Genomic DNA, 23893 nt, shown 5'->3' on the forward strand with positions numbered 1-23893 from the left:
TACCTATTGTATGATTTATCCTGCTTTACTATTTAACATTACTGTACTATGATTAAGGGAAAATTAAAAATAATTTTTTTACCGGAGAGTGGGAGAACATTGTTGATTCGCGCAAAACTATCTCAGGACAATTCGGTAAGGGGCTATTCAATTAGATTAGTCTTACCGAGGGGTGATTAGAACATGAAAAAGACTTTCCAAATGGGTATGAAAGAGGGATTATTTACCACTTGGCAATTAGGGAAAATTATCTTTCCTATCTCAGTCCTAGTTGCTTTACTTCAGCATACGCCAGTAATGGGATGGATCACCGCGATCTTTTCCCCTATTATGAATTTGTTTGGCCTACCCGGAGATGCCGCAATTGTGCTTGCCCTTGGCAACCTAGTAAGTATCTACGCCGCAATTGGAGCGATTCTCACCTTAACCCTTACTGTAAAACAAGTGTTTATCCTTGCTGTGATGTTGAGTTTTTCTCACTCACTATTTGTGGAATCCGCAATTGCCGCGAAAATTGGTGTGAAAGCGTGGCACATGGTTGTTGTTCGGTTATCCTTAGGATTTGTTGTCGCTTGGATTATTGATCTGCTCTGGCGTGGGGGACAAGAAATAGCGGAATATGGAATGATTCCTGTACAACAGCAGCTAGAAGGTTGGTTTTCTATCACTACACACGCCATTGAAAGCTCATTGATAGGCATCTTTCAGATCGCTATCATCGTCATTCCAATCATGATCGGCATTCAGTTTCTAAAGGACCTGCAGGTCCTTCCCATCTTAGCTAAAAAAATGACACCTTTCACCCGCATTCTTGGGGTGTCTGAAAAAACCGGTGTTCCTCTAATGGCAGGGTTAATCTTTGGAATAGCATTTGGTGCAGGAGTCATTATCCAAGCAGCAAAAGAGGAGCGACTCACCAAAAAAGATCTTTATCTTGTATCCATTTTCTTAGTGGCTTGTCACGCAGTAATCGAGGACACACTTATTTTTATTCCCTTGGGGATTCCAGTTTTACCATTACTCCTTATTCGTCTTTTCACCGCCATCTTGGTTACTGCAGGAATTGCCTGGTTTTGGTCGCGCATTGATGCGGATCGCAGTACTAATAAAAAGCCTATACAGAGGCAAGCATGAGAAAAGGAGGGATGACTTATCCCTCCTTTTCTGTCATTTCGGCTAAAACCTTGCTTAGCTGGAAAATAAACCGAGAGCTAAACAAGGAGGATCAATCATGTTTCGTTTGATTACTGTTTTCATAATTTGGATGGTCATAACAGGATGCAGTGCCTTTGGTTCTGATTCTTCCATTGGTTTGATCGGCGGTATCACTCCCGATAAGGTAGCAGAACTGATCAAAACCCCCGAGGTAAAACAAGCCATGGTCGATGTTATGTCCTCTCCCGAAATGCGGGAGCAAATGGTAGCGCTTTTATCAAGTCCGGAAATGAAACAGGTGGTTCTCGAAGCCATGCGCACACCGGAAATGCAGGAAACTATGAAAACAGTGATGAAAAGTCCAGAAATGCAAAAGATCTTTTTTGAAACAATAAAGTCCATCGATATACGTGATATCATTCAAGGGTTTAGAAAATAACTTTACGGAACAATAGTTACTGGGCAATGAGCTTCATGGACAACACCATAACTAACACTTCCCAATATCTTCCCGAAAACAGGCCCTACTCCACGAGATCCCATAACGATTCCTCGGACATTTTCTTTGCGCGCTTCCTCACAGATTTCAACTTTTGGAAGCCCTACTCGAATTTTCGTTCGATACGAAATGCCTGTCCCCTCTAGCAATTTTGCGACTGGATCAAGAATTTCGTTGGCAAGCTGCTGTTGATATTCTTCTACATCCTTTTTACTGAAAAAGATTTTTACGTTCACTGTTTCAATATTGGGTTGGACATTAAGAAGAATAATTTCATCACCCATCGCTTTAGCAATAGGTATTGCGTATTCTAATGCTCTTTTTGCATGTTCTGAACCATCCACCGGAACCAACAGATTTGCCATCTGCCTTCCCTCCCTATATATTGTTACTTCCTACTTGGATCATATCAGATTAATAGGTTATTCCATAGACTTTTTGCTAAAATCTCACGAAATGTACAAATAGATTTTATTCTTTTCCTTTTTCTCTCATGTTTTGTACAATATAGGGAGAATAGGAGGGATAAATATGAAAGCAATGGTTATTGAAAAGTTTGGAGAGCCATCTGTATTTCAACTAACAGAACTGCCACAACCGGAAGTCACACCAGGGCACGTTCTAATACATGTGAAAGCATCAAGCGTCAACCCAGTGGATACAAAAATTCGAGGAGGTTTCATCAAAGCTTTTGCACCCGATTTTCCAGCCGTTTTGCATGGAGATATGGCAGGCGTTGTCGTCGGGGTCGGTGAAGGTGTAAACGAGTTTAAACCGGGTGATGAAGTTTATGGCTGTGCAGGTGGTTTTAAAGGGACAGGTGGCGCCTTAGCGGAGTATATGTTGGCCGATGTCCGTTTGCTTGGCCATAAACCAAAGAACTTAACGATGGAGCAAGCTGCTGCTCTACCACTAGTTGGGATTACTGCTTGGGAAGCCCTATTTGATAAGGGCCAACTAAAAACCGGACAACATGTCTTGATCCATGCTGCAGCTGGCGGTGTAGGTCATGCTGCCATTCAGCTTGCAAAGGCAGCAGGTGCAACGGTATATACAACAGCTTCTTCCAAAGAAAAACTGGAGATCGGAAAACGCTTAGGGGCTGATTATACGATCAATTACCGGGAAGAAAGTGTCGCTGATTATGTTCAAAAATATACAGCAGGCAAAGGGTTTGACATCGTCTTTGATACTGTCGGTGGGGAAAACTTGGATCGTTCCTTTGAAGCGGCAGCACTTAACGGACAAGTTTTGTGCATCGCTGCCCGTTCTACACACGATTTAACACCCGTTCATTCTAAAGGTCTTTCCCTTCATGTCGTGTTTATGCTGTTAAAGATCCTTCAACCTGAACTTCGTCAGCATCACGGACAGATTTTAAAACAAATGAACAAGATCATTGAAGAAGGCAAGCTAGTGCCTTTAATTGATCCGAAGAGCTTTACGTTTGAACAAGCTGCAGAGGCACATGCCTACCTTGAATCCAATAAGGCATCTGGCAAAATTGTTTTGACGAATAAGTGGTGAAATAAAAAACCGGGCTAAGCCCGGCTTTTTATTTTACTGTTTTTAATTTATTGCCTTGATCCTTCCGGATCACCCCAACATTCAACATGGTTTAATCCCTTGATATTTGTCACATGAAACTGTGGATCTTTTCCCAATTTCTTTTGCCCAAGATAATCCTGCAGGACCATTATAGCAACCTTTCCGAGCATAACGATTGCCGCTAGGTTTGTTAAGGCCATAAGTGCCATAAATAAGTCAGCAAGGTCCCAAACAATGCCTACTTTTGCGACCGAACCGAAAAGCACCATGCCAATCACCGCAAGACGATAGATGAACAGCCAACCTCTGCTATTTTTAATAAATTCAATGTTTGTTTCACCATAGTAATAATTACCGATAACAGAACTAAAGGCTAACAAGAAGACAGCAACCGCAGCAAATCCCCCCGCCCAAGAACCAATATGTGTGCTTAAGGACGCTTGTACTAATTCGATGCCGGTCAGCCCTTCCGTGCTGTAAGCATCTGATAAGAGAACGATAAAAGCTGTTGCACTACATATTAGAAGGGTATCCACGAATACGCCAAGCGCTTGGATTAGACCTTGTTTAACAGGGTGGCTAACATCCGCAGCAGCTGCAGCATTTGGGGCGCTCCCCATCCCTGCCTCATTGGAGAAAAGCCCTCTTTTAATCCCCATCATTACTGCAGCACCCATCCCGCCTCCGGCAACTTGTGTAATGCCGAAAGCACTTTTAAATATTAACAAAAACGCTGCTGGTAGTTCAGTCACATGGGTAATCATGATATAAATAGCAAGAAGAACATAGCCGCCAGCCATGATTGGAACCATGAATTCAGTGGCCTTAACAACCCGTCTTATCCCACCAAAAATGATAAAACCTGTCAAAGCAGCAAGTATTAGACCTAAAACGAATCGATTTATGTCATAAGCATTTTCTAAAGCTAAGGAAATTGTATTGGCTTGAACAGAGTTAAAGACAAGACCAAAGGAAATGGTAATCAATACGGCAAATAAAACACCCATCCAGCGCTTATTAAGACCCTTTTCCATATAATACGCCGGACCTCCGCGAAACCCAGTTTTATCCTCAATTTTATATATTTGGGCAAGTGTTGCCTCAATAAACGCAGAGGCGGATCCAATTAAAGCTATTAACCACATCCAAAAGACAGCACCAGGTCCACCCGCAGCAATAGCGATCGCTACGCCTGCTAAATTTCCTGTCCCAACTCGCGATGCGGTACTAATGCAGAAGGCACCAAATGAAGATACTCCTTTTTCCTTTTTGGTCGCGTCCCCAGCACCTTCACCAAGGAGTCGGACCATTTCTCCCACCATTTTAAACTGGAGGAATCTTGTCTTAAGCGTGAAAAAGGTACCTACCAAAATTAGGGCAGCTATTAAAATATAAGACCAGAGAATATCATTGCTTATTGTTACAATTTTTTGTAGAAACTCCATCTTTTAACCACCCTTCCTATTTTAAGATACCTCAATCAAAAAATATAATACGAAGTGATTACAAAGTTTCACATGCACATATAACCAATCGCTCCTCTTATACACCTACAAAAAAATAAGCAGCAAAATAAAATTGCTGCTTATTTCCTTCAATTGTTCTATCTGGTTGGATCCTGCAGTAAATCAGCACCTGCGATCCCTGGATGAGTCATTTCATAAGGGTCTAAAATAACATCGAGTTCTTCTTCCGTCAACACATTGTGGAGCAGGCACAGTTCACGGACTGATTTTCCGGTAAGAATCGCCTCTCTCGCAATCCGCGCTGCCGCTTCATAACCGAGGTGAGGGTTTACTGCAGTGATGACACCTACACTCTTTTCTACATATTCCTTTAAGCGTTCTTCATTGGCTTCTATTCCAGCCAGACAGTAATCAGTAAAGACCCGGAACACATTATTCATAATGCTAATCGATTGAATTAGATTAAATACGAGTACAGGCTCCATGACATTTAGTTCCAGCTGCCCTGCTTCAGAGGCCAAGCAGATCGTATGGTCATTGCCAATCACCTGAAAAGCTACCTGATTGACTACTTCTGCCATTACTGGGTTCACTTTTCCAGGCATGATAGAAGAACCAGGCTGACGAGCAGGCAAATTAATTTCATTTAAGCCAGCACGTGGACCTGAGGCCATAAACCGTAGATCATTGGCAACTTTTGACATGTTCATCATACAAACTTTTAAAGCTGCCGATACCTCCGTATAAGAATCTGTATTCTGCGTTGCATCGACCAGATGCTCTGCACCTGTCAAAGAAAGTCCGCTGATGCTAGCAAGATGCTGTACAACACTCTTAATGTAATTGGGGTCCGCATTAAGTCCAGTTCCTACAGCTGTTGCTCCCATATTGACCTCGTACAGATGCTGCCTTGACTGCTCAATCCGTTTCATATCTCTTGCAAGCACCCGACGATAGGCTTCAAACTCCTGCCCCAGACGGATCGGCACCGCATCTTGAAGATGGGTACGCCCCATCTTAATCACATGATCAAATTGCTCGGCCTTTTTCTTAAACATATCATGCATGCTCATCATTGTTTCAAGCAGTTTTTCCAACATGTTTAATGTTGCAATATGAATCGCTGTGGGAAAAGCATCATTTGTCGATTGGGACATGTTTACATGTGTATTCGGACTGATTTCTGCATAGTTCCCTTTTCGATCTCCAATCAACTCAAGGGCCCGGTTGCCAATCACTTCGTTGGTGTTCATATTAATTGAAGTTCCCGCACCGCCCTGGATGGGATCAACAATAAATTGATCATGCCATTTCCCTTGAATGATTTCATCGGCTGCTTTCACAATGGCTTCTCCAAATCGCTTGTTTAGCCGATGTGTTTCCATATTTGCCAAGGCTGCTGCTTTTTTCACCATTGCCATTGCAACAATTAAAGATTCGTGCAGTCTGTACCCTGTAATTGGAAAGTTTTCTACTGCTCTTAAGGTTTGAATTCCATAATAAGCCTCATTCGGAATTTCCTTCTCTCCTAGAAAATCCTTCTCTAGGCGAAACCCATTCGTATCCATGATCTAACTCCCAACTTTCTTTTAAATATTGGACTTCACGACCATAGTTAGATTATACCATTTTAACTAATAAATGATTCTGTTTTCTGGGAAGTTGAGTGTCCTTTGCGTAAATGCATGTAAGTAAAAAGAGCTAGAACAGTCCCTATAAATGTAATGGAAGCATTTAATTGATAAGTGAATCTCGGACCAAACTGATCAATCAGATAACCCCCCAGAGAATTTCCTATGATCCCCGCCAAACCTAAAAAAGTAGCCGTCAAAACTGCGGTTCCTGTTGACTGCAGCTCTTGTGGAACAATTCTTGTCACATAACGTAACGAAGCGGCAAAAAATAAAGTAAATGTAAGGCTTTGCGACATTTGCAGAAAGATGAGTGTTGTGGGATGATCTACGATACTAAATAGCAACCATCTACATGTGTAAAGTAAAGCAGCCAGGACGAACATCGATAATTCACTGAATCGGCGAAAAATCAGGGACATACATAAAAAAACTGGAACTTCGCTCATCGCCGAAACTAAAGAGGCTGCTCCTATTTCCATTTTCGTGGCACCTAAACTGTTCATAAAAATAGAAAACATACTTTCATTGATTCGTGCGGGAATGGAAACAATTAAGGTTAAAAATAAAAACCATAGGAGGCTCGTGTTTCCAAAAAGCCTGGATAACTCTCGTCTGCTAATCTTTGCTTGACGGTTACTACTATCTTCTAACCCCAAGCTAGTCATGATCGTCAAAGTAAGAAGTACCGCATATATCAAACCTAAATAGCCAATTCCGCAGTTTCCTAAGGCCATCCCTAGAGCCAAGGCAGTCAGGGAAAACCCAACAGAACCCCATAATCGAATGGACCCGTAATTTAACCCCCTCTTTTGTGCATAGGCAATGATAAGGCTATCACTTAGAGGTTGGATCGGCGTCATAAAAAACATAAATAATAGCATAAAAAACCAAATAGGATAAAAAGAATCTGCTGAAAAAATACCGATACTCGCAAGCAATGCCAACACCATAATAAGAAGAAGAACCTTTTTCACGGTTTGACGCCTGTCACTGACGTAACCCCACAGAGGTTGGGCGAAAATTGAGATAAACGGCCCAGCGGTAAGAACCAAGCCAATCTCGGTCGGGGATAATCCCTTATCTTGGAAATATAAGGGGATAAAAGGAGCTATACAGGCCATTGAAGCATAAAAGAGAAACGTATAACTAGATAAAAAGATCATGACTGAGCCTCCGGTGTCATCATAAATATGCAAATTTAATAATAATCATTGTACACGAAAAAGAGCGTCAATTCCCATAAGAATTAACGCTCTATCAACTCTATTTAAATGATCCCTTTTTCACCCATCAAACGAATCTGCTCTTCCGTCAAACCAATTTCTTTTAAAACTTCAATATTATGTTCACCCATTTGGGGACCTAACCACTTGACCTCCCCTGGTGTTTTGCTAAGCTTTGGTACAATTCCTGGCACCTTCATACTGCCTACATCCGGATGACTCACTTCAAGTATCATTTCCCGAGCTTGGAAATGAGGATCCTTCATCATGTCTTCTGCATTATAAATCGGTCCCGCAGGAATCCCATTGTTATTTAAGACATCTAGACAATCGGAAAGGTTATATTGGTTCACCCACTGAGAAATCATTGAATCAATCATATCCACATGTTGGCTCCGGCGATCGTTGGTTAAAAATCGTTCGTCACCAACCAAATCCGAGCGATCCATCACTTTCAACAGTCTCTGAAATATATTATCGCCGTTTGCCGCAAGCACAATATACTTTTCATCCTTTGTTTGATATATATTTGACGGGACAATTCCAGGCAATACGGATCCCGTTCTTTCCCGAATGACACCTTTCTTGTCATATTCCGGAATCATACTCTCCATCAAACTGTAAATCGCCTCGTATAAAGCGACATCAATTTCCTGTCCCGTTCCTCCGCCCTGTGCGTCACGGTGATACAGAGCCATCATGATCCCAATTACAGAGTACAGAGAGGCCACGGAATCCCCGATGCTTATCCCGACTCTCGTTGGAGCACGGTCAGGATAGCCTGTAAGGTAGCGTAATCCGCCCATCGCTTCTCCAATGGCGCCATACCCCGCACGGTCACTATAAGGGCCATCCTGGCCAAATCCAGAAATATGGCAGGTGATCAAACGAGGATTAATCACATCTAAAGTCTGTACATCAAGCCCCCATTTCGCAATCGTTCCTGGGCGGAAATTCTCGATCAGCACATCTGTCTCTTCCAAAAGACGTTTAATGATGTCCATCCCTTCCTCGGTTCTCATATCTACGGTAATACATTTTTTGTTACGGGATTGGACATACCACCAAAGAGATGTACCGTTATGCAATACCCTCCAGTTTCGTATCGCATCTCCGTTCTTCGGTAATTCAACCTTGATCACTTCAGCACCAAATTCCGCCAATATTCTAGAGGCAAAAGGACCGGCAATTAAGGAGCCCATTTCTAACACTCGAACACCAGCTAAAGGTAACTTTTTTTTCTCCACTGATTCATCACCACCAATGATAAGATTTATTTCACTGCGCTGCCAGACTTCCGAACCTTCCATATTTGACTGTCCATCGGTTTTTGAAATTCCCTACTTAATGCATCTGACGCTCTAATTAATCCGTCTATTTGAATACCTGTTTCAATTCCCATGTTATGAAGCATATCCACAAGGTCTTCTGATGAAATATTCCCTGTAGCGCCAGGGGCATATGGACAACCACCTAATCCTCCAACACTGCTGTCAAAGGCAACGATGCCTGCATGAAGACCCGCGATCACGTTGGCCAATCCGCGACCATATGTATCATGGAAATGAAGTTCAAAATCAATTCCCGTGAATTCCTTCCTAATCTTTGTTACCCAGTCATACACCTGTGCTGGACCCGCAATACCAATTGTGTCACATAAGCCAATGCGTTCGAATCCGTTATTCACTAACTGATCAACGACCTGAAGAATTCGATCCAAACCCGGATTTCCTTCAAACGGACAACCGAAGACCGTAGATAATGAAGCCCTTATTTTAAACCCATCAGATTTAGCGCGAGCGACTAAATCCTTTAATTCCGTTATGGAGTCCTGTGTTGTGCGATTCAAATTTTTCCGGCTATGCGAATCAGTTGCAGATAAAACAAAAGTTACACCATGAACCCCGCTTTTTATTGCTCGTTCGTACCCCCTAGCATTTGGAACAAGTGCGAAAAGAGTTGCAGGCAAATCTTTAACCGCTTCTAGTACCTCTTCCGCATCCGCTAGATTTGGGGTCCATTTGGGATGAACAAAGGAAGTAGCTTCAATTTCCTTCACACCTGCCTGGACGAGATTTTTAATTAAGTTAATTTTTTCTGCTGTAGGTAAATTAATAGGCTCATTTTGCAGTCCGTCTCTTGGACCTACCTCAGTAATTCTCACTTTTTTTGGCAAATTCATAACACTACCTCCCTATTATTTTCCTGGAAATCTTTTGAAGCAACATCTAACTACTTAGTCCAAAAATGAAAGACCTGTTAAAAGATGATTTAAATCTGATAGAACATGGTTTTTCATTAATTCTTCTGCCTTGTCTGCATCCCGGTTCACAATGGCTTGAAAAATCTCCTTATGTTCTGCTAGAAAGTAGGAACGAAACCCGATTTTGCTATTAATTCTCCGATATCTTAAAATTTGTGTTCGAATCTGTTCCATCATTTGTTGTAAGGGTGGATTTTTACTACTTAGGATGATTACATCATGAAAATAGGTGTTCTTCTCAATTACCTTTTTTAAGTCTCCCATTTCAAGAAAATGACTGGCGAGAAGCAAGCTTTCTTCGATACCAGACAGTTCTTCTTTGGATATATGTGCCACTGCTTTTCGGGCTGCTAACCCTTCTAGAGCCGCTCGACATTCAAATAAGCCAGCCATTGTTCCTTTACTAAGCGGTGTCACCTCCGCCCCCTGTGAAGGAATAAACGTGACCAATCCTTCCCTTTCTAGTCTTCTTAACGCTTCGCGAACCGGCGTCCTGCTTGTTTCCAATTGATCCGCTATTTTCGCTTCTGCTAACTTTTGTCCGGGCAAAAATTCTCCGTTTACAATCGCATTTTTAATAGAAAGATATACTTGTTCGTAGAGGTTTCTTTTCTTAGGTTCGAGCCCTGTTTGCATTGTTTCGCCTCCTTCCGCTATCTAGTCGCATACAATTTTTATAACTGTATACAATCCGTCATGTGGTATACATAAGTAATTATAAGTTGGTTATTATATAATTGTCAATCTTGTTTGTATTTTATAAATACTTAAATCGCATTTTAATTAATATATCCTCCATCTGTGCTACTCCAAAGGTAGATCTTAGATCCACCGAGGAACTTATTTCGAAACAGAAAGACTATCCTATCCCCTTCTATCCTTGAGGTTATGATGACAAAAATACCCTTTAGAATATGTGAAAATGGTCATCACTGGGGTTATGATGACCAAAATACACTTTAGAATATATGAAAATGGTCATCACTGGGGTTATGATGACCAAAATACACTTTAGAATATGTGAAAATGGTCATCACCGGGGTTATGTTGACCAAAATACACTTTAGAAGATGTCAAAATGGTCATCACCGGGGTTATGATGACCAAAATCCCAAGTTAACCAAGCATCTGTGATAGATTTTAGCCTAAAAATATCCCCCCATATCCCAACGTCCCAGCAATCACAAATGCTGGATGTACCTTTTTCCATTGTAACGCTAGGTAACTTGCAACAAGTAAAAAGAGGGTGTGCCATATACCTGAACCTTCAAAAGCGACTACAGTGAATTGAACCGCCAACATTCCTAACATGATTCCAATAGCCGGTAATACAAATTTACTAATCTCTTTAATATAGGGGTTATCTTTTAAATGGTTAAGGAATTTATACAATAAGATCATTGCTAAGGAGGAGGGTAGGACGGTGGCAAACAATGCGAGAGCCACCCCTCCAATACCGGCCACTTCATAGCCGACGTATGCACCCAATTTGGTTGAGATCGGGCCAGGAAGGGCATTGGCGATCGCCAGGATATCCCCGAATTCCTTAAGGTTCAGCCACTTGTAATGATCAACAACCTCCGCCTGATAGAGGGGAATAGATGCCGGTCCCCCGCCATAGCCTAATAAATTTGAAATAAAAAAGGCCCACACAAGATGTAAAAAACTCATTTTCCAACACTCCGATTCATTGTAGGATGTTGGCTTGCCTTGCGATATTTTCTATTTTGATAAAATATTTTAGTACAAGCCGAAAGAATGAATAGTGTAATCACAATGGCTGGATGTACCCCTAAAAGTTGAAGCAGACCGAGCGAAATGAGAATCATCACGATACTCAATGTCTTCCCTAATCCCTTCCAGGATTTTTTCAAAAACTCATAGGCCATCAATCCCAACATCATCCCGATCACCGGACTTACAGCGATAATCATCCCCATTACAATCGAGGATTGGTTAAAAGCATAAAGCCCGCCCAAGATGAAAATTAAGAGAAACGCAGTCGGCATGATATGGGCTAATAAGGCAACCATCGCACCTATCGCGCCTCCCACCCGGTAGCCAATGTAGGTTGCCATTTTGGTTGCAATCGGTCCAGGAAGCGCATTGGCTAAGGCAAATACATCGGTAAATTCCTTATCATCCATCCAATTATATTTATCAATAGTTTCATACCGTATCAAAGGAATGACAGAAGGCCCACCTCCATAGCCAAGGATCCCCGTTCTGAAAAAACTAACGAACAAATCTTTAAATGACATCCCATCACTCCTTTGCTTGTAAAAGATTGCATTTCCTCTTACCCAACCTGAATGAATTCATTTCTACTTTTTAAGGTTGACAGAACGCTTAAGGCTGCTAAAAAGCTAGTTTTTGGATTATTTGGCATCGGATCATTTTCAACTTGAAGTTTCAACCTTCCAAATGATCCGGCTGCTTCAATACAATGGCTATTTTTTGCGACACCGGGATCTGAAATAATTTTTACATTGGTTTTATCTGCCCCCAACCCCACTAGTGACAGGATGATTGACACATTTATATTTTGTGGAAACAAAGCGATAGCCTTTGATGCGGAGCCCTCAAATAATATGCTTTCGGAGTCCAAAGGGGCACCTGGAAGTGCTTGCGGTGGTTTTCTTGTGGTGATTGAAACTGAGTCTAATTGTCCGACTGACATCGCCGCTTTTAAGACATCTAATCCTCCGATGGCACCTGAGGGCAAGTAGATTTTTGTCTTCTTGTCTTGACATAGCTGTCTTAATTGCTCATAGAAGGCAAGTTCAGCAAGTGCACCCACACTTATAATCAGGAGATCCTTTCCACTTTCCAAAATGACAGGAGCATAATCTTTTACGACATAAATATTCGCGGCTTCAATGACCAAGTCAATATCGGATTGCAACAAATCACTTACGGACGAATAGGCATTCGTTACAAATTCAGAGGCAATTTGATTTGCGTGATCATAATGTCTAGAGTACACTCCTTCAATTCGGCTACCTGGAAGAAGTCCATTTATGTTTACACTTTGGAGGACGAATTTGCCAATATTGCCGCATCCAATTAATCCAATTTTCATCTTTCAACTCCTCCTTCACACGATTTTATAGCGGATTTTTGGGTTGTAAAGTACCTAATTCTTATGCTGGTTAATTTGTTTGTTATGACAAAATGGGTCTGAGAAGAAAGATGAGCCTTGGCTGGAACGAATCCAACCTAAGACTCATCTATCCCCAAGGCAATACAGTACTGCTAATCGCGCCTTTTGCCCCTTTTCCAGCAACCGTTTTCATAGCATAGTCAACTTCCGAGAGACTAAAAGTATGAGTACATAATTCATTTAGAGGGTATTTTCCAGAAGCAATGACCTCAATAGCCATTTCCACGGATTGATAACCGTGCCCCCGCACACCCTTCATAGTAATACACTTCTTAATTAGTTCATCGCTGTAAAACTCGGGGATCGGTTTATGCTTATATCCGCCTAATAGAATAGTTCCTTTATGTTTCACCACATTGATTGACGAAAGAATCACGGAGGCACCGCCTGCAGAACAGTCAATGACAAGATCCGCCATCTTTCCTCCGGTAATTTCATGTACCCGCTCTACTAAATCGACCTCTTGCACGTCAACCGTATGGTCTGCCCCTATTTTTTTTGCAACATCCAAACGATCCTTATCAGCGGACAAACCACTAATAATTACCTGATCTGCTCCTGCTGCTTTGGCTGCCATTGCACAGGATAATCCTAGTTGCCCTGGCCCTTGGATAACCACTGTTTTTCCAACCCCCGCTCCTCCGTCAATGCACGCCCATTCAAAACCATTACTAACGGGAAGGGCTAAAGCTGCCTGATCGGCAGGAACATACGTTGGTTGTTTATGGAGAACTGTATTGGGATGCAAATACATATATTGGCTATAGCCACCATAAAGGGCAGGTGCGGTCGAAATTGGTGAACACCCATATCGATAGGATCCACGCCATAAATCCGTTTCGGGACACATACGAAACTCACCCATTCGGCAGAAGTGACAAGCCCCGCATGGAATATACTCTTCCAGGGTAACACGGTCGCCTTCTTTTACCCCCCAACGTTTCGCTGCATTCTTCCCGATTTTTTCAACGTGCCCGATTACATGGTGCCCCAAAATGCGAGGATTTTTTGTATTTTGATATAGAGGCCAGTCAGTTCCACAAACCCCGACTGCCTCAACTCGCAATATTCCATCATCTGCGGAAACTTTCGGCATCTCAAATTCCCTGATCTCTGTCATTAAACCTTCAAAAGAGACCGCTGCCAGTACTTTTTCAACCATATTCCCCCTCCTTTTAAATGTGGTTAATAACCCAATGCCATTCCACCAATACGAGGATCCGTACCACCGAAATACGTACCCAACTGCCTGTTCACTTCAATCAACTGAACACCACCATTATCATATGGTGGAAGGTAATTGATACGGTGACCCTTCGCCTCCAATTCTCTATATAAAAATGGATCAAATCGAACCTCCATCCGAAGTTCAAATGGGTTTTGCAAATGCACCGGATCTGTACCAGGGTAACTATACCATCTTGGGTATTCAGCCGCCTCTTGCACATTGAGTTTATAATCTAGTAAATTCACAATCACTTGGAAATTCCACTGCGGCTGCTGATCCCCACCAGGAGTTCCCCCTACGAAGCAAGGGTCATTATCCTTAAAAATCATATAGGCATTCAGAGTATGCATAGTACGTTTGTTCGGTGCCAGTGCATTGGGATGTCTCTTATCCAGGGTGAATCCCCGGCCTAACCTTTGATTCAATATAATTCCAGTTTCTTCTATCATTTCACAGCTTCCAAATTCTACTCCGGATAAACTATGAATATAGGAAACGCAATTCCCATCTTTATCAGTGATTGCCAGATACGTGGTGTCTCCATTTTCGTGTTCCACAAATCCGTTGTAATGTTCCATGGCTGCATTTCGATTGATTAAATTTCTTTGCTTATTGGCATAGTCCTTGGAGATCAGAAGATTATAATCAAAAGGAACAAACCTTGGATCACCGCAATATTTCAGCCGGTCTGAGAAGGCTAATTTCTTAATCTCTACCATTAAATGAATTAATTCTGGAGAGTCCATTCTCATTGAGGCCACATCATAAGCCTCTAGCAAATTTAACGATTGAAGGACAATAAGTCCTTGTGAAGGTGGTGCAGTTTGAAAAATGTCATACCCGCGGTAGTTGGTGCTAATAGGAGTGCTTAACTCTGACTCATGTTGTTGAAGATCTTTATATTCTATTAACCCTCCATTCTTTTTCATATGGTTGGTTATTTTCCCAGCAATTTCACCTCGGTAAAAATCATGTAATCCATTTTTACATAGAGTCCGTAAGGTCTTTGCCAAATCCTTTTGAATTAGAAGAGATCCTACTTCAGGAACCTTTCCATTGGGTAGAAATATGGAAGACATAGCTTTCGAATTCCTCAACAGGTGTTCTACTTTTCTAATCCGAAATTGTAAAAGTTCACTTACTCGAAACCCATTTTCTGCTGCATCAATGGCAGGTTTCATCAATTTTTCTAAGGGGAGTGACCCCATGCGCTGATGGATTGTCATCAGCGCATGAACTTCTCCGGGTATAGAGCTTGATAATACTCCTCTATAAGGCAATTTTTTGTACCCTTGCTCCCGAAACCATTCAATACTAGCCTTTTCTGGAGCTGCTCCACTTCCATTAAGGGCATAAACCTGGTTCGTTGATGCTTGGTATAGTATTCCATAAGCGTCTCCACCCACCGTAGTCATTGCAGGAAGAGTTACATTTTCCATAAACGCGACAGCTATTGCAGCATCAAATGCATTTCCGCCTTCTTTCAAAATTTCCAATCCTACCGTCGCAGCTAATGGCGAAGCAGATGCAACCATCCCATTATTTCCAATCGCCATGGGTCTATATTGTGTTCGGTTAGGTAGACGACTGAGCAATCTCGCCATAACTATTGTCCTGCAACGTATGCTTTCGGACGTCCTTTACCTAACATTGTTTGAAAATAACAAGGTTCTACACTGTCATTGACAAATCCATGTAAAACATCTGGCGGACACCAAATGCAATCCCAGGGTCCTAGTTTTTTTTCCACTCTTTCCCCTTGTTCATTCTCCATGAAGAAGGTGCAATGGCCCTGAAGCATAAAAAACACTTCCTCTACTTCATGTGTATGTGCTGCTGCCCCTTGCCCTGGGGGAACATACATAATACTAAGGGTAAATGCCCCTGCTGGAATCGCATTTACGTCAGAGTTCGCTGACGCTCCAGCGCCGATAAACCGATGCTGCGCTCTTCTGAAACCTTCAATTTTCGTATCTTCAAATGCGAACCAATCTGGTTTTCTCGTTGCAAACGTTGCAATATGTTTATCCAAGATTACCTCTAATTCCTCTTTTGAATAATTTAATGCCATTTTCTATTCCTCCTTTATGTGGTAAGTGATAGATTATTGATTTTTAACAGGTACTCCGTATTTGAGCTCCTCAAATATTTTTGTCCTGAATGTCTCATTCTTTGGAAGAACCATTGCCGGAGCATCTACGATGTGATAATTGGATTGAAGAGATGCAGGATAAGTTCCTTTCTCCAGGTCTGCCATTGCACGCAGCAGCATCCTCCGTAATGCGATAATGGCTGCATCGCTTAACCCCAGACGTTCATTCGTACGGTCAAAGATGGCTCCTTGGCTTTCCTGCATGGCAGCATCCTGTGTACCTACACCTTTAATTCCAGAAAAAAGCTTTCCACTGGTTTGCAACCCACGATCAATCAAGTAGTCATTTTCTTTATTCTGAACAGGATAAAATGTTCCTGGGATAAGATCAGTATGAATGCCAAGTCCCTTTTTAAAATTTTCGATTTCCTGTTCAGTTAGTGCTCTTGTTGGATGCCAGTTTAGACACCAGTTCATGCAAGTTTCGTCATCTATCGGTACCCATACATGGCCATTTCTCGGTTCATCTGAATAAGGGCACACCATCTGGAAGAATGGCATTAAAAACGCTGTCGTTCTCCAATAGGTTCCATATTCACCTGCATCACGTCCAGCCCCCATTAAAGCACCAAAATCGGTTTCAAGTACGACATATTTGGGTGCTGCACTGTTGGTGATAAACTTCTTGATATCACTTGCTCCCGAGACATTATAATCAAATGCCCCTTTATGCAGGATAGAGATATGACTAGAATCAAGCCCACCTTCCAGAGCTTGGAAGAAGTTTGACTGTTGGATCCGTTTCGTAACAAAAACCTGACTTTCATCCACTGTATTCCATATTAAATTTGGAAAAGGGGGTTCTTGGTCTTCCGGTCCCATATAAGTCCAGATCACGCCACCGCGTTCAATTGTTGAGTAGGACTTAATTTTCACCTTACTCTTGAAATTGCTTTCAGGCGGTTCCGAAGGCATATCTGTGCAATTTCCCTGCGTGTCAAACGTCCAGCCATGATAGGCACATTGCAAACCACAACCTTGATTAACACCAAAATAAAGGGACACCCCTCGATGAGGACAACGTTCATCAATAATTCCAACCACACCTTTTTCATCTCGGAACGCAACCAAATCTTCATTTAGTAATTTGACACGAACAGGTGGACCACCTGGTTCTGGGAGTTCCGAGGACAGGAGAGCCGGGAACCAATATAATCGAAGCAGTTCCCCCATTGGTGTACCTGGTCCAGATTTAGTCAACATTACGTTTTGTTCCCTTGATAACATTTTTTCGCCTCCTTAACATCTCCTCTATTATTTAAACTAATTATACTAATCAGAATTTATAAAATAAAATACCTTTTGTTTATACTTAAACCTCAAAAATTTTATGATAGACACTAAAAAGGATGATACTTTGTCAGATTTAGCCCCTTGTGTGGATGTGCCAAAAACATCTCCCCATAAATCAAATCTCCATACCTTGTACAGCGGCACATCTCTATGCTTCCGCTCGTGCCCGAATCCAACATATAAGTGGAAGTCTTGCTGAAAGTTTCATTTCCCCAATGATCTTTACCAATTAAAAACGATAGATCATACTTCTCTTGTTCAATAAACGGTTGAAACCGGGTTGACTTTTCAATCGCCGCCATATACACATCGCGGCCGCGTGCATTGGTAAAACAGCTGAATGCCATATGTTCAGATACACTCTCTTTTAAGAGCGCATATAGGTCCTGCCCTTCAGGATTTATAACTAGTGTTCTCGAAACTTTCGTCCCGGTACGGACTATCTCATCGTCCTCAACAAGCCTAATCCCAGATTCAATACTTAAAACTAAACGATTCGGCAGAGAAAATTTCGCTTCTATTCGTTCAATAAAAGGAATGATTCTAAATATCTCGCTTATGGATAATAAATCAACAATTTCACCATAATGTTTGTACAAGAGATGTTTCATATTTTCTATACTAATTACTCTAAACTCTTGCAATGCTTGGTTAACCCATCGAAGCGTCTTATCAATAGCCCCTGCTGTGATTTTGGAAGCCAGTACCGTATATGGAACCTCTAATGAACTTAATTCCGCTTGCCAGGCGTATAGCTCATCTGACCAATAGCGAATAGATCCCAAATTTAATGGTTTGATTGTCTTAACTAGATCTTCAACTCGGTCTTCAATCGCAATCGTACCGTTTAAAAGTCCTTTAGTTAAATCTTCGAGATAATCTCCGCCTTGCTTGATTTGTTCAAGTACAATGATTTTCTCAGAATCTCTTTGATAAATAACAATGGACTGCTGCCCCTGTTTTAATGCTGGGATTCCCGCGATTTCCTGGACAAGAATGGGTGAGGCAACAATTAAGACGTCTATTTTTCCCTTTTCCATTTTGGTATCTAGACTTTCATATCTTTCCATCGGGTCTTTAAATTTGAAGAGCTGTTGAATAAGTTCAGCTTCAAACGGAGGATCGCTAGTGAGTATCCCCCGAGCCAATCTAATCGCCTCTTCTCTCGAATATTCAAATCGCTCAATTACGTTTGACCGATGAATTTGCCAGCGTTTCCACTTTTTTCTTTCACACAATGAAGATTGATCAGACAACATCCTTTCCAGGTTCTCTATGGAACGCATAGTTCGATACCTCACTTTCTGTTGTTTCATCGTTTAGTACCTTTGTTCATTAATCTGAACATCTTGCGCTTTATACTTCTTAGCTTTATTGATGAACAATATCACTACCGTGATTGCGAATCCAATCAAAGTGTTGAACATATCAGGAATCATGATTAGAACGGAAGCGATAGATAAGATTATCCGGTTCACCATGTTCACATGGCCATATAACCAACCACACAGGGCACCTGCCAAAACTGTACATCCAATAATTGCAATGGATACATGAAGAATAATATTGAATAGGGTCCCTTCCATTAAGAAAACTGGGTTATAAACAAAGATATAAGGAATAACAAATGCTACAATCGCCAGCCGCATGGAGGTTAAACCCGTTTTCATCGGATCCGATCCTGAAATCCCCGCGGCCGCAAACGCTGTTAAGGCGACTGGAGGTGTAACAGCCGACATAAGTCCGTAATAGAGGACGAAAAGATGCGCAGCTAATGGGTCAAGACCCATTTTTACCAATGCAGGACCTGCCATGACTGCAAGCACCAGATAAGCAGCCGATGAAGGAAGCCCCATCCCTAAAATAATGGAAACAATCATCGTTAAAATCAAGGCAATAAAAAGATTTCCGCCAGAGAACAAATCAATCAGGACGGCCAATTTTACACCAATCCCAGTCAATCCGATAATCCCCATAATAATACCTGCACAAGCACATGCCGTTGCTACGGCCATGATTGCCCTACCCGATTCTTCCATTGCGTTCAGAACAGATTTAAAATTGAAGTTAACATCTTTTTTTAGCAGCCCAGTTACTATAATGGCCAGAATCGCATAGAAAGCTGCCTTGTTTGCAGAAAAACCTTGAAAGAGTAAAACCACCAAAATAATTAGTGGAAAGAGATACAAGTACCCTTTGATAAATGTTTTTCTTAAGCTTGGGACCTGATCTTTTTTCAATGGTTTTAGCCCATTAGCTTTTGCTTGAAAAAACACAGCAATCCCAACGGTTATAAAATATAATAGTGCTGGAATTAAGGCAGCAATGATAATTGTTTGATATTTGATTCCTAGGACATCTGCCATCAAAAATGCGGCAGCTCCCATAACTGGCGGTAAAATTTGTCCCCCGGTAGAAGCAACTGCTTCTACAGAAGCTGCAAATTGTGGGGTATACCCGTTCTTGATCATCATCGGGATGGTAAACACCCCTGTTGTCGTGACGTTTGCCACTGAGCTTCCGGATATCGAGCCCATCATTGCACTGGATGTGACAGCCGTTAATGCAGGGCCCCCGGTAACTCTACCAGTGATTGAATAAGCGAGCTTAATAAAAAAATCCCCTGATCCTGTTTGGTTTAAAAAAGCACCAAATAGGATGTATAAGAAGATAATGGTTGCCGAAGTTCCTAATGCTAACCCATAAATCCCGTCAGAACTTGTGTACATATAGGTGAAAAAACGGTCAAATTCAACACCGTTATGCCCTAACAAACCTGGGATCCATGGCCCCAAAAAAGCATAAAAAATAAATACGATGGTAATAATCGGCAACGCCCAGCCCAAAATACGTCTCGTTGTTTCCAGGATCAAGATAACCGCAATAATTCCTAATAACACTTCAACTTGATTAATACTTCCATAATTCATAAGAATGTCATCGTAATATAGAAGTATATACCCACCTGTCCCTATTGCACCCACGATCAAGAAAACATCGATGATTTTTTGGGATGTCTTTTTGTTTTTACTTCCGAATGTACAAATAAAAACTAGAATGCTGACCAGAAGCCAATGAACAGATCGTTGAAGCAGACCGGGCAAGGATCCAAAATAGGCGGTATAAAGATGAAATAATCCTAGGATTGTTGCTATACATACGATAAAAAATGTCTTTCGTTTAAAGAGTTGCGGAATACTCATCCGTCCACTTCCTCCTTTATATATTCATAGACTCTCAGGGTCTCCTAGATGATTTCTTGACCTTATTCCCCCTAAATCCTGAGAGTCTACATCGCGGTGCAAAAAATAATAAGGATAATTCCACACTTCAAGCTTTGATTAATCCACTTTAATACCTTTTTCTTCAAAGTATTTCTTCGCACCGGGATGCATTGGGATTGGCATTTTTGCAGCCAGCTCTAGGGAGGCGGAACGGGCAGCCGCATGATAGGACTTAACATCTTCTAAATTTTCAAATACTGCTTTCGTAAATTCATAGGCAACTTCTTCCGGTACATTTTTATTGGCAATGATTCCCGAAGGCAATCCAATGGAAGGTATATCCTCTGTTTGGCCATCATAGGTTCCGGCTTTAATCACACTATCCGTGTAAAAGCTTGTTGCTTCCAGCATCTTTTTCCTAATGTCTTCATCAACTGGAATGACTTTCACATCCTTAGAAGTAGACATTTCTACAACAGAGGGTACAGGGTGACCGGTCATCGCAAAAAGAACATCAGCGTTGCCGTCGCGAAGTGCTTCGGAACCCTCGGCATAACTTAGGTACAGGGGCTCTATGTCCTTTTTTGCATCTATTCCTGCTGCATCTAAAAGAGCTAATCCCATAAGTAAGGAGGATGTAGAGGGAGGCCCAACAACTACTTTTTTCCCTTTGATATCACTAATTGACTTTATTCCGGAATCTGCTAGGACGAAAATCCCCATTCTGCTACTGTCCATAATAGTGAACATACCTACTATGTCCTGGTTACCTTCCTTCTCAAAAGCTTCCACACCGTTAAAACCATAGTAGGCAGCATCATTACTGGCAAAGCTAAATTCATTTTTCCCGCCCCCTACCAGGCGAACATTTTCCAATCCCCCATTTGTTACGGCAGCCGTCATTTCAAGCAGACTAGATTCTTTGTTCACAAGATTAGCCATTCCAGCCCCCACCGCAAACCAACTTCCAGCCTGACCTCCGGTTGCCATCGATACCCTTGTTTTGCCTGACTCGGACTTTTGTTCTTGAGCTGTTTTCTCGCTTACCTGTGATGAACAAGCGGTAAACGCCAACAAAAGCAAACTAATTAGCCCTGACTTCATCAATTTTTTCATATACATCCCCCCTAGAATAGTAATCATTACATTCTGAATATTCATTTACCTAATCTTACAATTGGTGAGGGTGTAAGTAAAATACCGAAAATTTTATTATTATTTAAAAAATTCTTATACCTGAATATTCTATATTATATGTTGAACACCTTCTTCTTTGTTTGATATAATAGTTTTATGGATCAAAAAGGGGGGATAACAAATGAATACAGAACAACTACATACGTTTTTAGTTGTTTGTAATTGTTACAACTTTTCTGAAGCAGCTAAGATCCTTTTTGTCCCACAACCTACCGTTTCCAATCGGATTCAATACTTGGAACAAGAACTCGGCGTCAAACTTTTCATACGCGGAAAAAGAGGGGTTACTCTAACCGAAGAGGGTGAAACATTCTTGCCTTATGCACAACAAGTGATTAATGTGATAAATACGGCGATGAGCGTTTTGAAGCCTTCCCACGAAGAAAACAAAATACGTATTGGAAGCACGATTCCATTTACCTATCCTTTAATCCTAAAGAAAATCCAAAAGCTAAGCTCGACATACAAAAATTTAGAAATTGTTTTATTAAATGTCGATCAATCCGTGATCCTTGACAAATTAACCTCAGAAGAAATTGATACAGCCTTTGTTATTGAACCTATTTTCCAAAGAGGGATTGAATGTCATCGTATCGGAAAAGAGAATATCCAGGTCATTCTTTCTCCACAACATCCCCTAGCACATCTTGAACGCCCCCTTGAATTAACAGATCTTGACAATGAAAACTTCATTATCTATGAACCCTATAGTGAGATCTTCAAATCCTATGAACTTATCAATTTTATTAAAAATGGGAAATTGTTGACAAACCAAATTGGAGTGGTTAAGCAATTAATTACACAGGGGAGCGGGATTGGCCTTTTGCCACCCTTTACTATTAGACAGGAAAAGACACGCGGGGAATTAATCCATTTACCATTAAATATTGAATATGATACCATCGAGTATTATCTTGTTTGCCGAAAAAACGAAAGATTTTTTGAAGATATTCTATTTACAGATATGACAGCAGAAATGGCGAAGGATATTTAATAGAAATTTTCCCATTTACATCTAAATTAATATATAATATTAATATTTACATTATTAGAAATTGGGGGACAACCTATGGACTCGAAAGTATACCAACTCAAATCAACTTTAGATGAGATGGAAATTATTGATCTTAGCCAAACTTTGGAAAATGACATCCCTGCCGTACCTACGCACGCGAGATTTTTCCATAACCTAGTTCATTCCTACAAATATGGACATCGCAGCTGCCACTATCAGTTAGTTATGAGTGAACATTCCGGTACACATGTAGATTCACCCTTACATTTTATTTCAGAAGGGCCTTATCATTATGGGATGGATGCCGTACCTTTAACTACTTTTACGGGTCGAGCTATCCGTGTATCTGCAACCGAGATTGGGGAAAATGGATTGTTTACCAAGCAGCACATGTTAGATTGGGAAAAGGAGCATGGTCCAATCGAAGAAGGGGATATTGTTCTGATTCGCTTTGGGTGGGATCAATTTTGGAAGAAAAGACCTGATGATCAACAATTTATGAATAATTGGCCAGGGGTCGCTCAAGATGCAGCACAATATTTCGTGGATAAAAAGGTGAAGATGGTCGGGACCGATGCGATTGCCATTGATGTCTTTGAATCAAAAGAAAATCCCACCCATCATACCCTATTAGGAAACGGCGTGCTAATTATGGAGAATCTGAACAATTTAGATCGGCTTCCTACATATTCTTATTTCATGGGCTTCCCATTGAAGATAAAGGATGGGTCTGGTTCACCGATCAGGGCGATTGCTTTTGTTTCTAAAGATTAAAACCGGGCATAGCCCGGTTTAACTATTTAGCGGAAGTATTTTCCGCTATTGATTATTTT

Annotated in this window: 22 protein-coding genes; 5 read left to right on the plus strand and 17 right to left on the minus strand. The window is 41.3% G+C overall.

Annotation, left to right across the window (positions count from 1 at the left end; translation table 11 throughout):
• The first annotated feature begins 183 nt into the window (after positions 1–183).
• The gene (locus J2Z37_RS06210) at positions 184–1134 is read left to right on the plus strand and encodes a nucleoside recognition domain-containing protein (protein ID WP_209809346.1); all 951 of its coding nucleotides are present in this window, start codon (positions 184–186) and stop codon (positions 1132–1134) included.
• A gap of 97 nt (positions 1135–1231) precedes the next feature.
• A complete protein-coding gene (locus J2Z37_RS06215) occupies positions 1232–1594 on the plus strand; it encodes a hypothetical protein (RefSeq protein WP_209809347.1) in 363 nt (120 codons plus the stop codon).
• A 2-nt stretch (positions 1595–1596) separates the two neighbouring features.
• Here the strand turns inward: J2Z37_RS06215 and J2Z37_RS06220 are convergent, their stop codons facing one another.
• Positions 1597–2019: a universal stress protein gene (locus tag J2Z37_RS06220; RefSeq protein WP_209809348.1), complete on the minus strand. Its 423-nt coding sequence runs from the start codon at positions 2017–2019 to the stop codon at positions 1597–1599.
• A gap of 166 nt (positions 2020–2185) precedes the next feature.
• Here J2Z37_RS06220 and J2Z37_RS06225 point away from each other — a divergent pair, with 166 nt between their 5' ends.
• Positions 2186–3181, plus strand: a complete 996-nt coding sequence (locus J2Z37_RS06225) for a zinc-dependent alcohol dehydrogenase family protein (protein WP_209809349.1) — start codon at positions 2186–2188, stop codon at positions 3179–3181.
• Between the two features lie 47 nt (positions 3182–3228).
• On the opposite strand, the gene J2Z37_RS06230 is transcribed toward J2Z37_RS06225, so the two are convergent.
• From J2Z37_RS06230 to J2Z37_RS06305, 16 genes are all read right to left on the minus strand, one after another.
• Positions 3229–4647, minus strand: a complete 1419-nt coding sequence (locus J2Z37_RS06230) for an alanine/glycine:cation symporter family protein (protein ID WP_209809350.1) — start codon at positions 4645–4647, stop codon at positions 3229–3231.
• 158 nt (positions 4648–4805) lie between these two features.
• A complete protein-coding gene (aspA, locus tag J2Z37_RS06235; protein ID WP_209809351.1) occupies positions 4806–6236 on the minus strand; it encodes an aspartate ammonia-lyase in 1431 nt (476 codons plus the stop codon).
• A 62-nt stretch (positions 6237–6298) separates the two neighbouring features.
• Entirely contained in the window at positions 6299–7465 is a 1167-nt protein-coding gene (locus J2Z37_RS06240) for an MFS transporter (protein ID WP_209809352.1), read from the minus strand.
• Between the two features lie 104 nt (positions 7466–7569).
• Positions 7570–8772, minus strand: coding sequence for a CaiB/BaiF CoA transferase family protein (locus J2Z37_RS06245; protein WP_342453790.1), 1203 nt, complete (start codon positions 8770–8772; stop codon positions 7570–7572).
• Positions 8773–8798: 26 nt separating this feature from the next.
• Positions 8799–9707, minus strand: coding sequence for a hydroxymethylglutaryl-CoA lyase (locus J2Z37_RS06250; RefSeq protein ID WP_209809354.1), 909 nt, complete (start codon positions 9705–9707; stop codon positions 8799–8801).
• A gap of 54 nt (positions 9708–9761) precedes the next feature.
• Entirely contained in the window at positions 9762–10424 is a 663-nt protein-coding gene (locus J2Z37_RS06255) for a GntR family transcriptional regulator (protein ID WP_209809355.1), read from the minus strand.
• Between the two features lie 504 nt (positions 10425–10928).
• Positions 10929–11459, minus strand: coding sequence for a chromate transporter (locus J2Z37_RS06260; protein ID WP_209809356.1), 531 nt, complete (start codon positions 11457–11459; stop codon positions 10929–10931).
• A complete protein-coding gene (locus J2Z37_RS06265; RefSeq protein WP_209809357.1) occupies positions 11456–12049 on the minus strand; it encodes a chromate transporter in 594 nt (197 codons plus the stop codon). The genes J2Z37_RS06260 and J2Z37_RS06265 overlap by 4 nt, the downstream gene beginning before the upstream one ends.
• Positions 12050–12087: 38 nt before the next feature.
• The gene (gene nadX / locus J2Z37_RS06270) at positions 12088–12870 is read right to left on the minus strand and encodes an aspartate dehydrogenase (RefSeq protein ID WP_209809358.1); all 783 of its coding nucleotides are present in this window, start codon (positions 12868–12870) and stop codon (positions 12088–12090) included.
• Between the two features lie 148 nt (positions 12871–13018).
• On the minus strand, positions 13019–14113 hold the full coding sequence (locus J2Z37_RS06275) for a zinc-dependent alcohol dehydrogenase (RefSeq protein ID WP_209809359.1): 1095 nt from the start codon (positions 14111–14113) through the stop codon (positions 13019–13021).
• Positions 14114–14136: 23 nt separating this feature from the next.
• Complete coding sequence (gene ggt, locus J2Z37_RS06280; RefSeq protein WP_209809360.1) at positions 14137–15783, minus strand: gamma-glutamyltransferase; 1647 nt, start codon at positions 15781–15783, stop codon at positions 14137–14139.
• 2 nt (positions 15784–15785) lie between these two features.
• Entirely contained in the window at positions 15786–16250 is a 465-nt protein-coding gene (locus tag J2Z37_RS06285; protein ID WP_209809361.1) for a cupin domain-containing protein, read from the minus strand.
• Positions 16251–16283: 33 nt separating this feature from the next.
• Positions 16284–17558: a Rieske 2Fe-2S domain-containing protein gene (locus J2Z37_RS06290; RefSeq protein WP_209809362.1), complete on the minus strand. Its 1275-nt coding sequence runs from the start codon at positions 17556–17558 to the stop codon at positions 16284–16286.
• 113 nt (positions 17559–17671) lie between these two features.
• Complete coding sequence (locus J2Z37_RS06295) at positions 17672–18940, minus strand: hypothetical protein (protein WP_209809363.1); 1269 nt, start codon at positions 18938–18940, stop codon at positions 17672–17674.
• Between the two features lie 3 nt (positions 18941–18943).
• Complete coding sequence (locus J2Z37_RS06300; protein ID WP_209809364.1) at positions 18944–20827, minus strand: TRAP transporter permease; 1884 nt, start codon at positions 20825–20827, stop codon at positions 18944–18946.
• 138 nt (positions 20828–20965) lie between these two features.
• Complete coding sequence (locus J2Z37_RS06305; protein WP_209809365.1) at positions 20966–21964, minus strand: TAXI family TRAP transporter solute-binding subunit; 999 nt, start codon at positions 21962–21964, stop codon at positions 20966–20968.
• 202 nt (positions 21965–22166) lie between these two features.
• Here J2Z37_RS06305 and J2Z37_RS06310 point away from each other — a divergent pair, with 202 nt between their 5' ends.
• Positions 22167–23039 carry a LysR family transcriptional regulator gene (locus tag J2Z37_RS06310; RefSeq protein WP_209809366.1) on the plus strand — a complete coding sequence of 291 codons (873 nt, stop codon included), beginning with the start codon at positions 22167–22169 and terminating at the stop codon, positions 23037–23039.
• 75 nt (positions 23040–23114) lie between these two features.
• Complete coding sequence (locus tag J2Z37_RS06315; protein WP_209809367.1) at positions 23115–23834, plus strand: cyclase family protein; 720 nt, start codon at positions 23115–23117, stop codon at positions 23832–23834.
• The last annotated feature ends 59 nt before the right edge of the window (positions 23835–23893 follow it).

The sequence above is a fragment of the Ammoniphilus resinae genome (assembly GCF_017873965.1).
Lineage (GTDB): Bacteria > Bacillota > Bacilli > Aneurinibacillales > RAOX-1 > Ammoniphilus_A > Ammoniphilus_A resinae.

What these genes read in the sequence shown, in the direction of transcription:
- J2Z37_RS06210 (WP_209809346.1), top strand. Translation starts at nt 184, where the DNA reads ATGAAAAAGACTTTCCAAATGGGTATGAAAGAGGGATTATTTACCACT.
- J2Z37_RS06215 (WP_209809347.1), top strand. Translation starts at nt 1,232, where the DNA reads ATGTTTCGTTTGATTACTGTTTTCATAATTTGGATGGTCATAACAGGA.
- J2Z37_RS06220 (WP_209809348.1), bottom strand. Translation starts at nt 2,019, where the DNA reads ATGGCAAATCTGTTGGTTCCGGTGGATGGTTCAGAACATGCAAAAAGA.
- J2Z37_RS06225 (WP_209809349.1), top strand. Translation starts at nt 2,186, where the DNA reads ATGAAAGCAATGGTTATTGAAAAGTTTGGAGAGCCATCTGTATTTCAA.
- J2Z37_RS06230 (WP_209809350.1), bottom strand. Translation starts at nt 4,647, where the DNA reads ATGGAGTTTCTACAAAAAATTGTAACAATAAGCAATGATATTCTCTGG.
- aspA (WP_209809351.1), bottom strand. Translation starts at nt 6,236, where the DNA reads ATGGATACGAATGGGTTTCGCCTAGAGAAGGATTTTCTAGGAGAGAAG.
- J2Z37_RS06240 (WP_209809352.1), bottom strand. Translation starts at nt 7,465, where the DNA reads ATGATCTTTTTATCTAGTTATACGTTTCTCTTTTATGCTTCAATGGCC.
- J2Z37_RS06250 (WP_209809354.1), bottom strand. Translation starts at nt 9,707, where the DNA reads ATGAATTTGCCAAAAAAAGTGAGAATTACTGAGGTAGGTCCAAGAGAC.
- J2Z37_RS06255 (WP_209809355.1), bottom strand. Translation starts at nt 10,424, where the DNA reads ATGCAAACAGGGCTCGAACCTAAGAAAAGAAACCTCTACGAACAAGTA.
- J2Z37_RS06260 (WP_209809356.1), bottom strand. Translation starts at nt 11,459, where the DNA reads ATGAGTTTTTTACATCTTGTGTGGGCCTTTTTTATTTCAAATTTATTA.
- J2Z37_RS06265 (WP_209809357.1), bottom strand. Translation starts at nt 12,049, where the DNA reads ATGTCATTTAAAGATTTGTTCGTTAGTTTTTTCAGAACGGGGATCCTT.
- nadX (WP_209809358.1), bottom strand. Translation starts at nt 12,870, where the DNA reads ATGAAAATTGGATTAATTGGATGCGGCAATATTGGCAAATTCGTCCTC.
- J2Z37_RS06275 (WP_209809359.1), bottom strand. Translation starts at nt 14,113, where the DNA reads ATGGTTGAAAAAGTACTGGCAGCGGTCTCTTTTGAAGGTTTAATGACA.
- ggt (WP_209809360.1), bottom strand. Translation starts at nt 15,783, where the DNA reads ATGGCGAGATTGCTCAGTCGTCTACCTAACCGAACACAATATAGACCC.
- J2Z37_RS06285 (WP_209809361.1), bottom strand. Translation starts at nt 16,250, where the DNA reads ATGGCATTAAATTATTCAAAAGAGGAATTAGAGGTAATCTTGGATAAA.
- J2Z37_RS06290 (WP_209809362.1), bottom strand. Translation starts at nt 17,558, where the DNA reads ATGTTATCAAGGGAACAAAACGTAATGTTGACTAAATCTGGACCAGGT.
- J2Z37_RS06295 (WP_209809363.1), bottom strand. Translation starts at nt 18,940, where the DNA reads ATGAAACAACAGAAAGTGAGGTATCGAACTATGCGTTCCATAGAGAAC.
- J2Z37_RS06300 (WP_209809364.1), bottom strand. Translation starts at nt 20,827, where the DNA reads ATGAGTATTCCGCAACTCTTTAAACGAAAGACATTTTTTATCGTATGT.
- J2Z37_RS06305 (WP_209809365.1), bottom strand. Translation starts at nt 21,964, where the DNA reads ATGAAAAAATTGATGAAGTCAGGGCTAATTAGTTTGCTTTTGTTGGCG.
- J2Z37_RS06310 (WP_209809366.1), top strand. Translation starts at nt 22,167, where the DNA reads ATGAATACAGAACAACTACATACGTTTTTAGTTGTTTGTAATTGTTAC.
- J2Z37_RS06315 (WP_209809367.1), top strand. Translation starts at nt 23,115, where the DNA reads ATGGACTCGAAAGTATACCAACTCAAATCAACTTTAGATGAGATGGAA.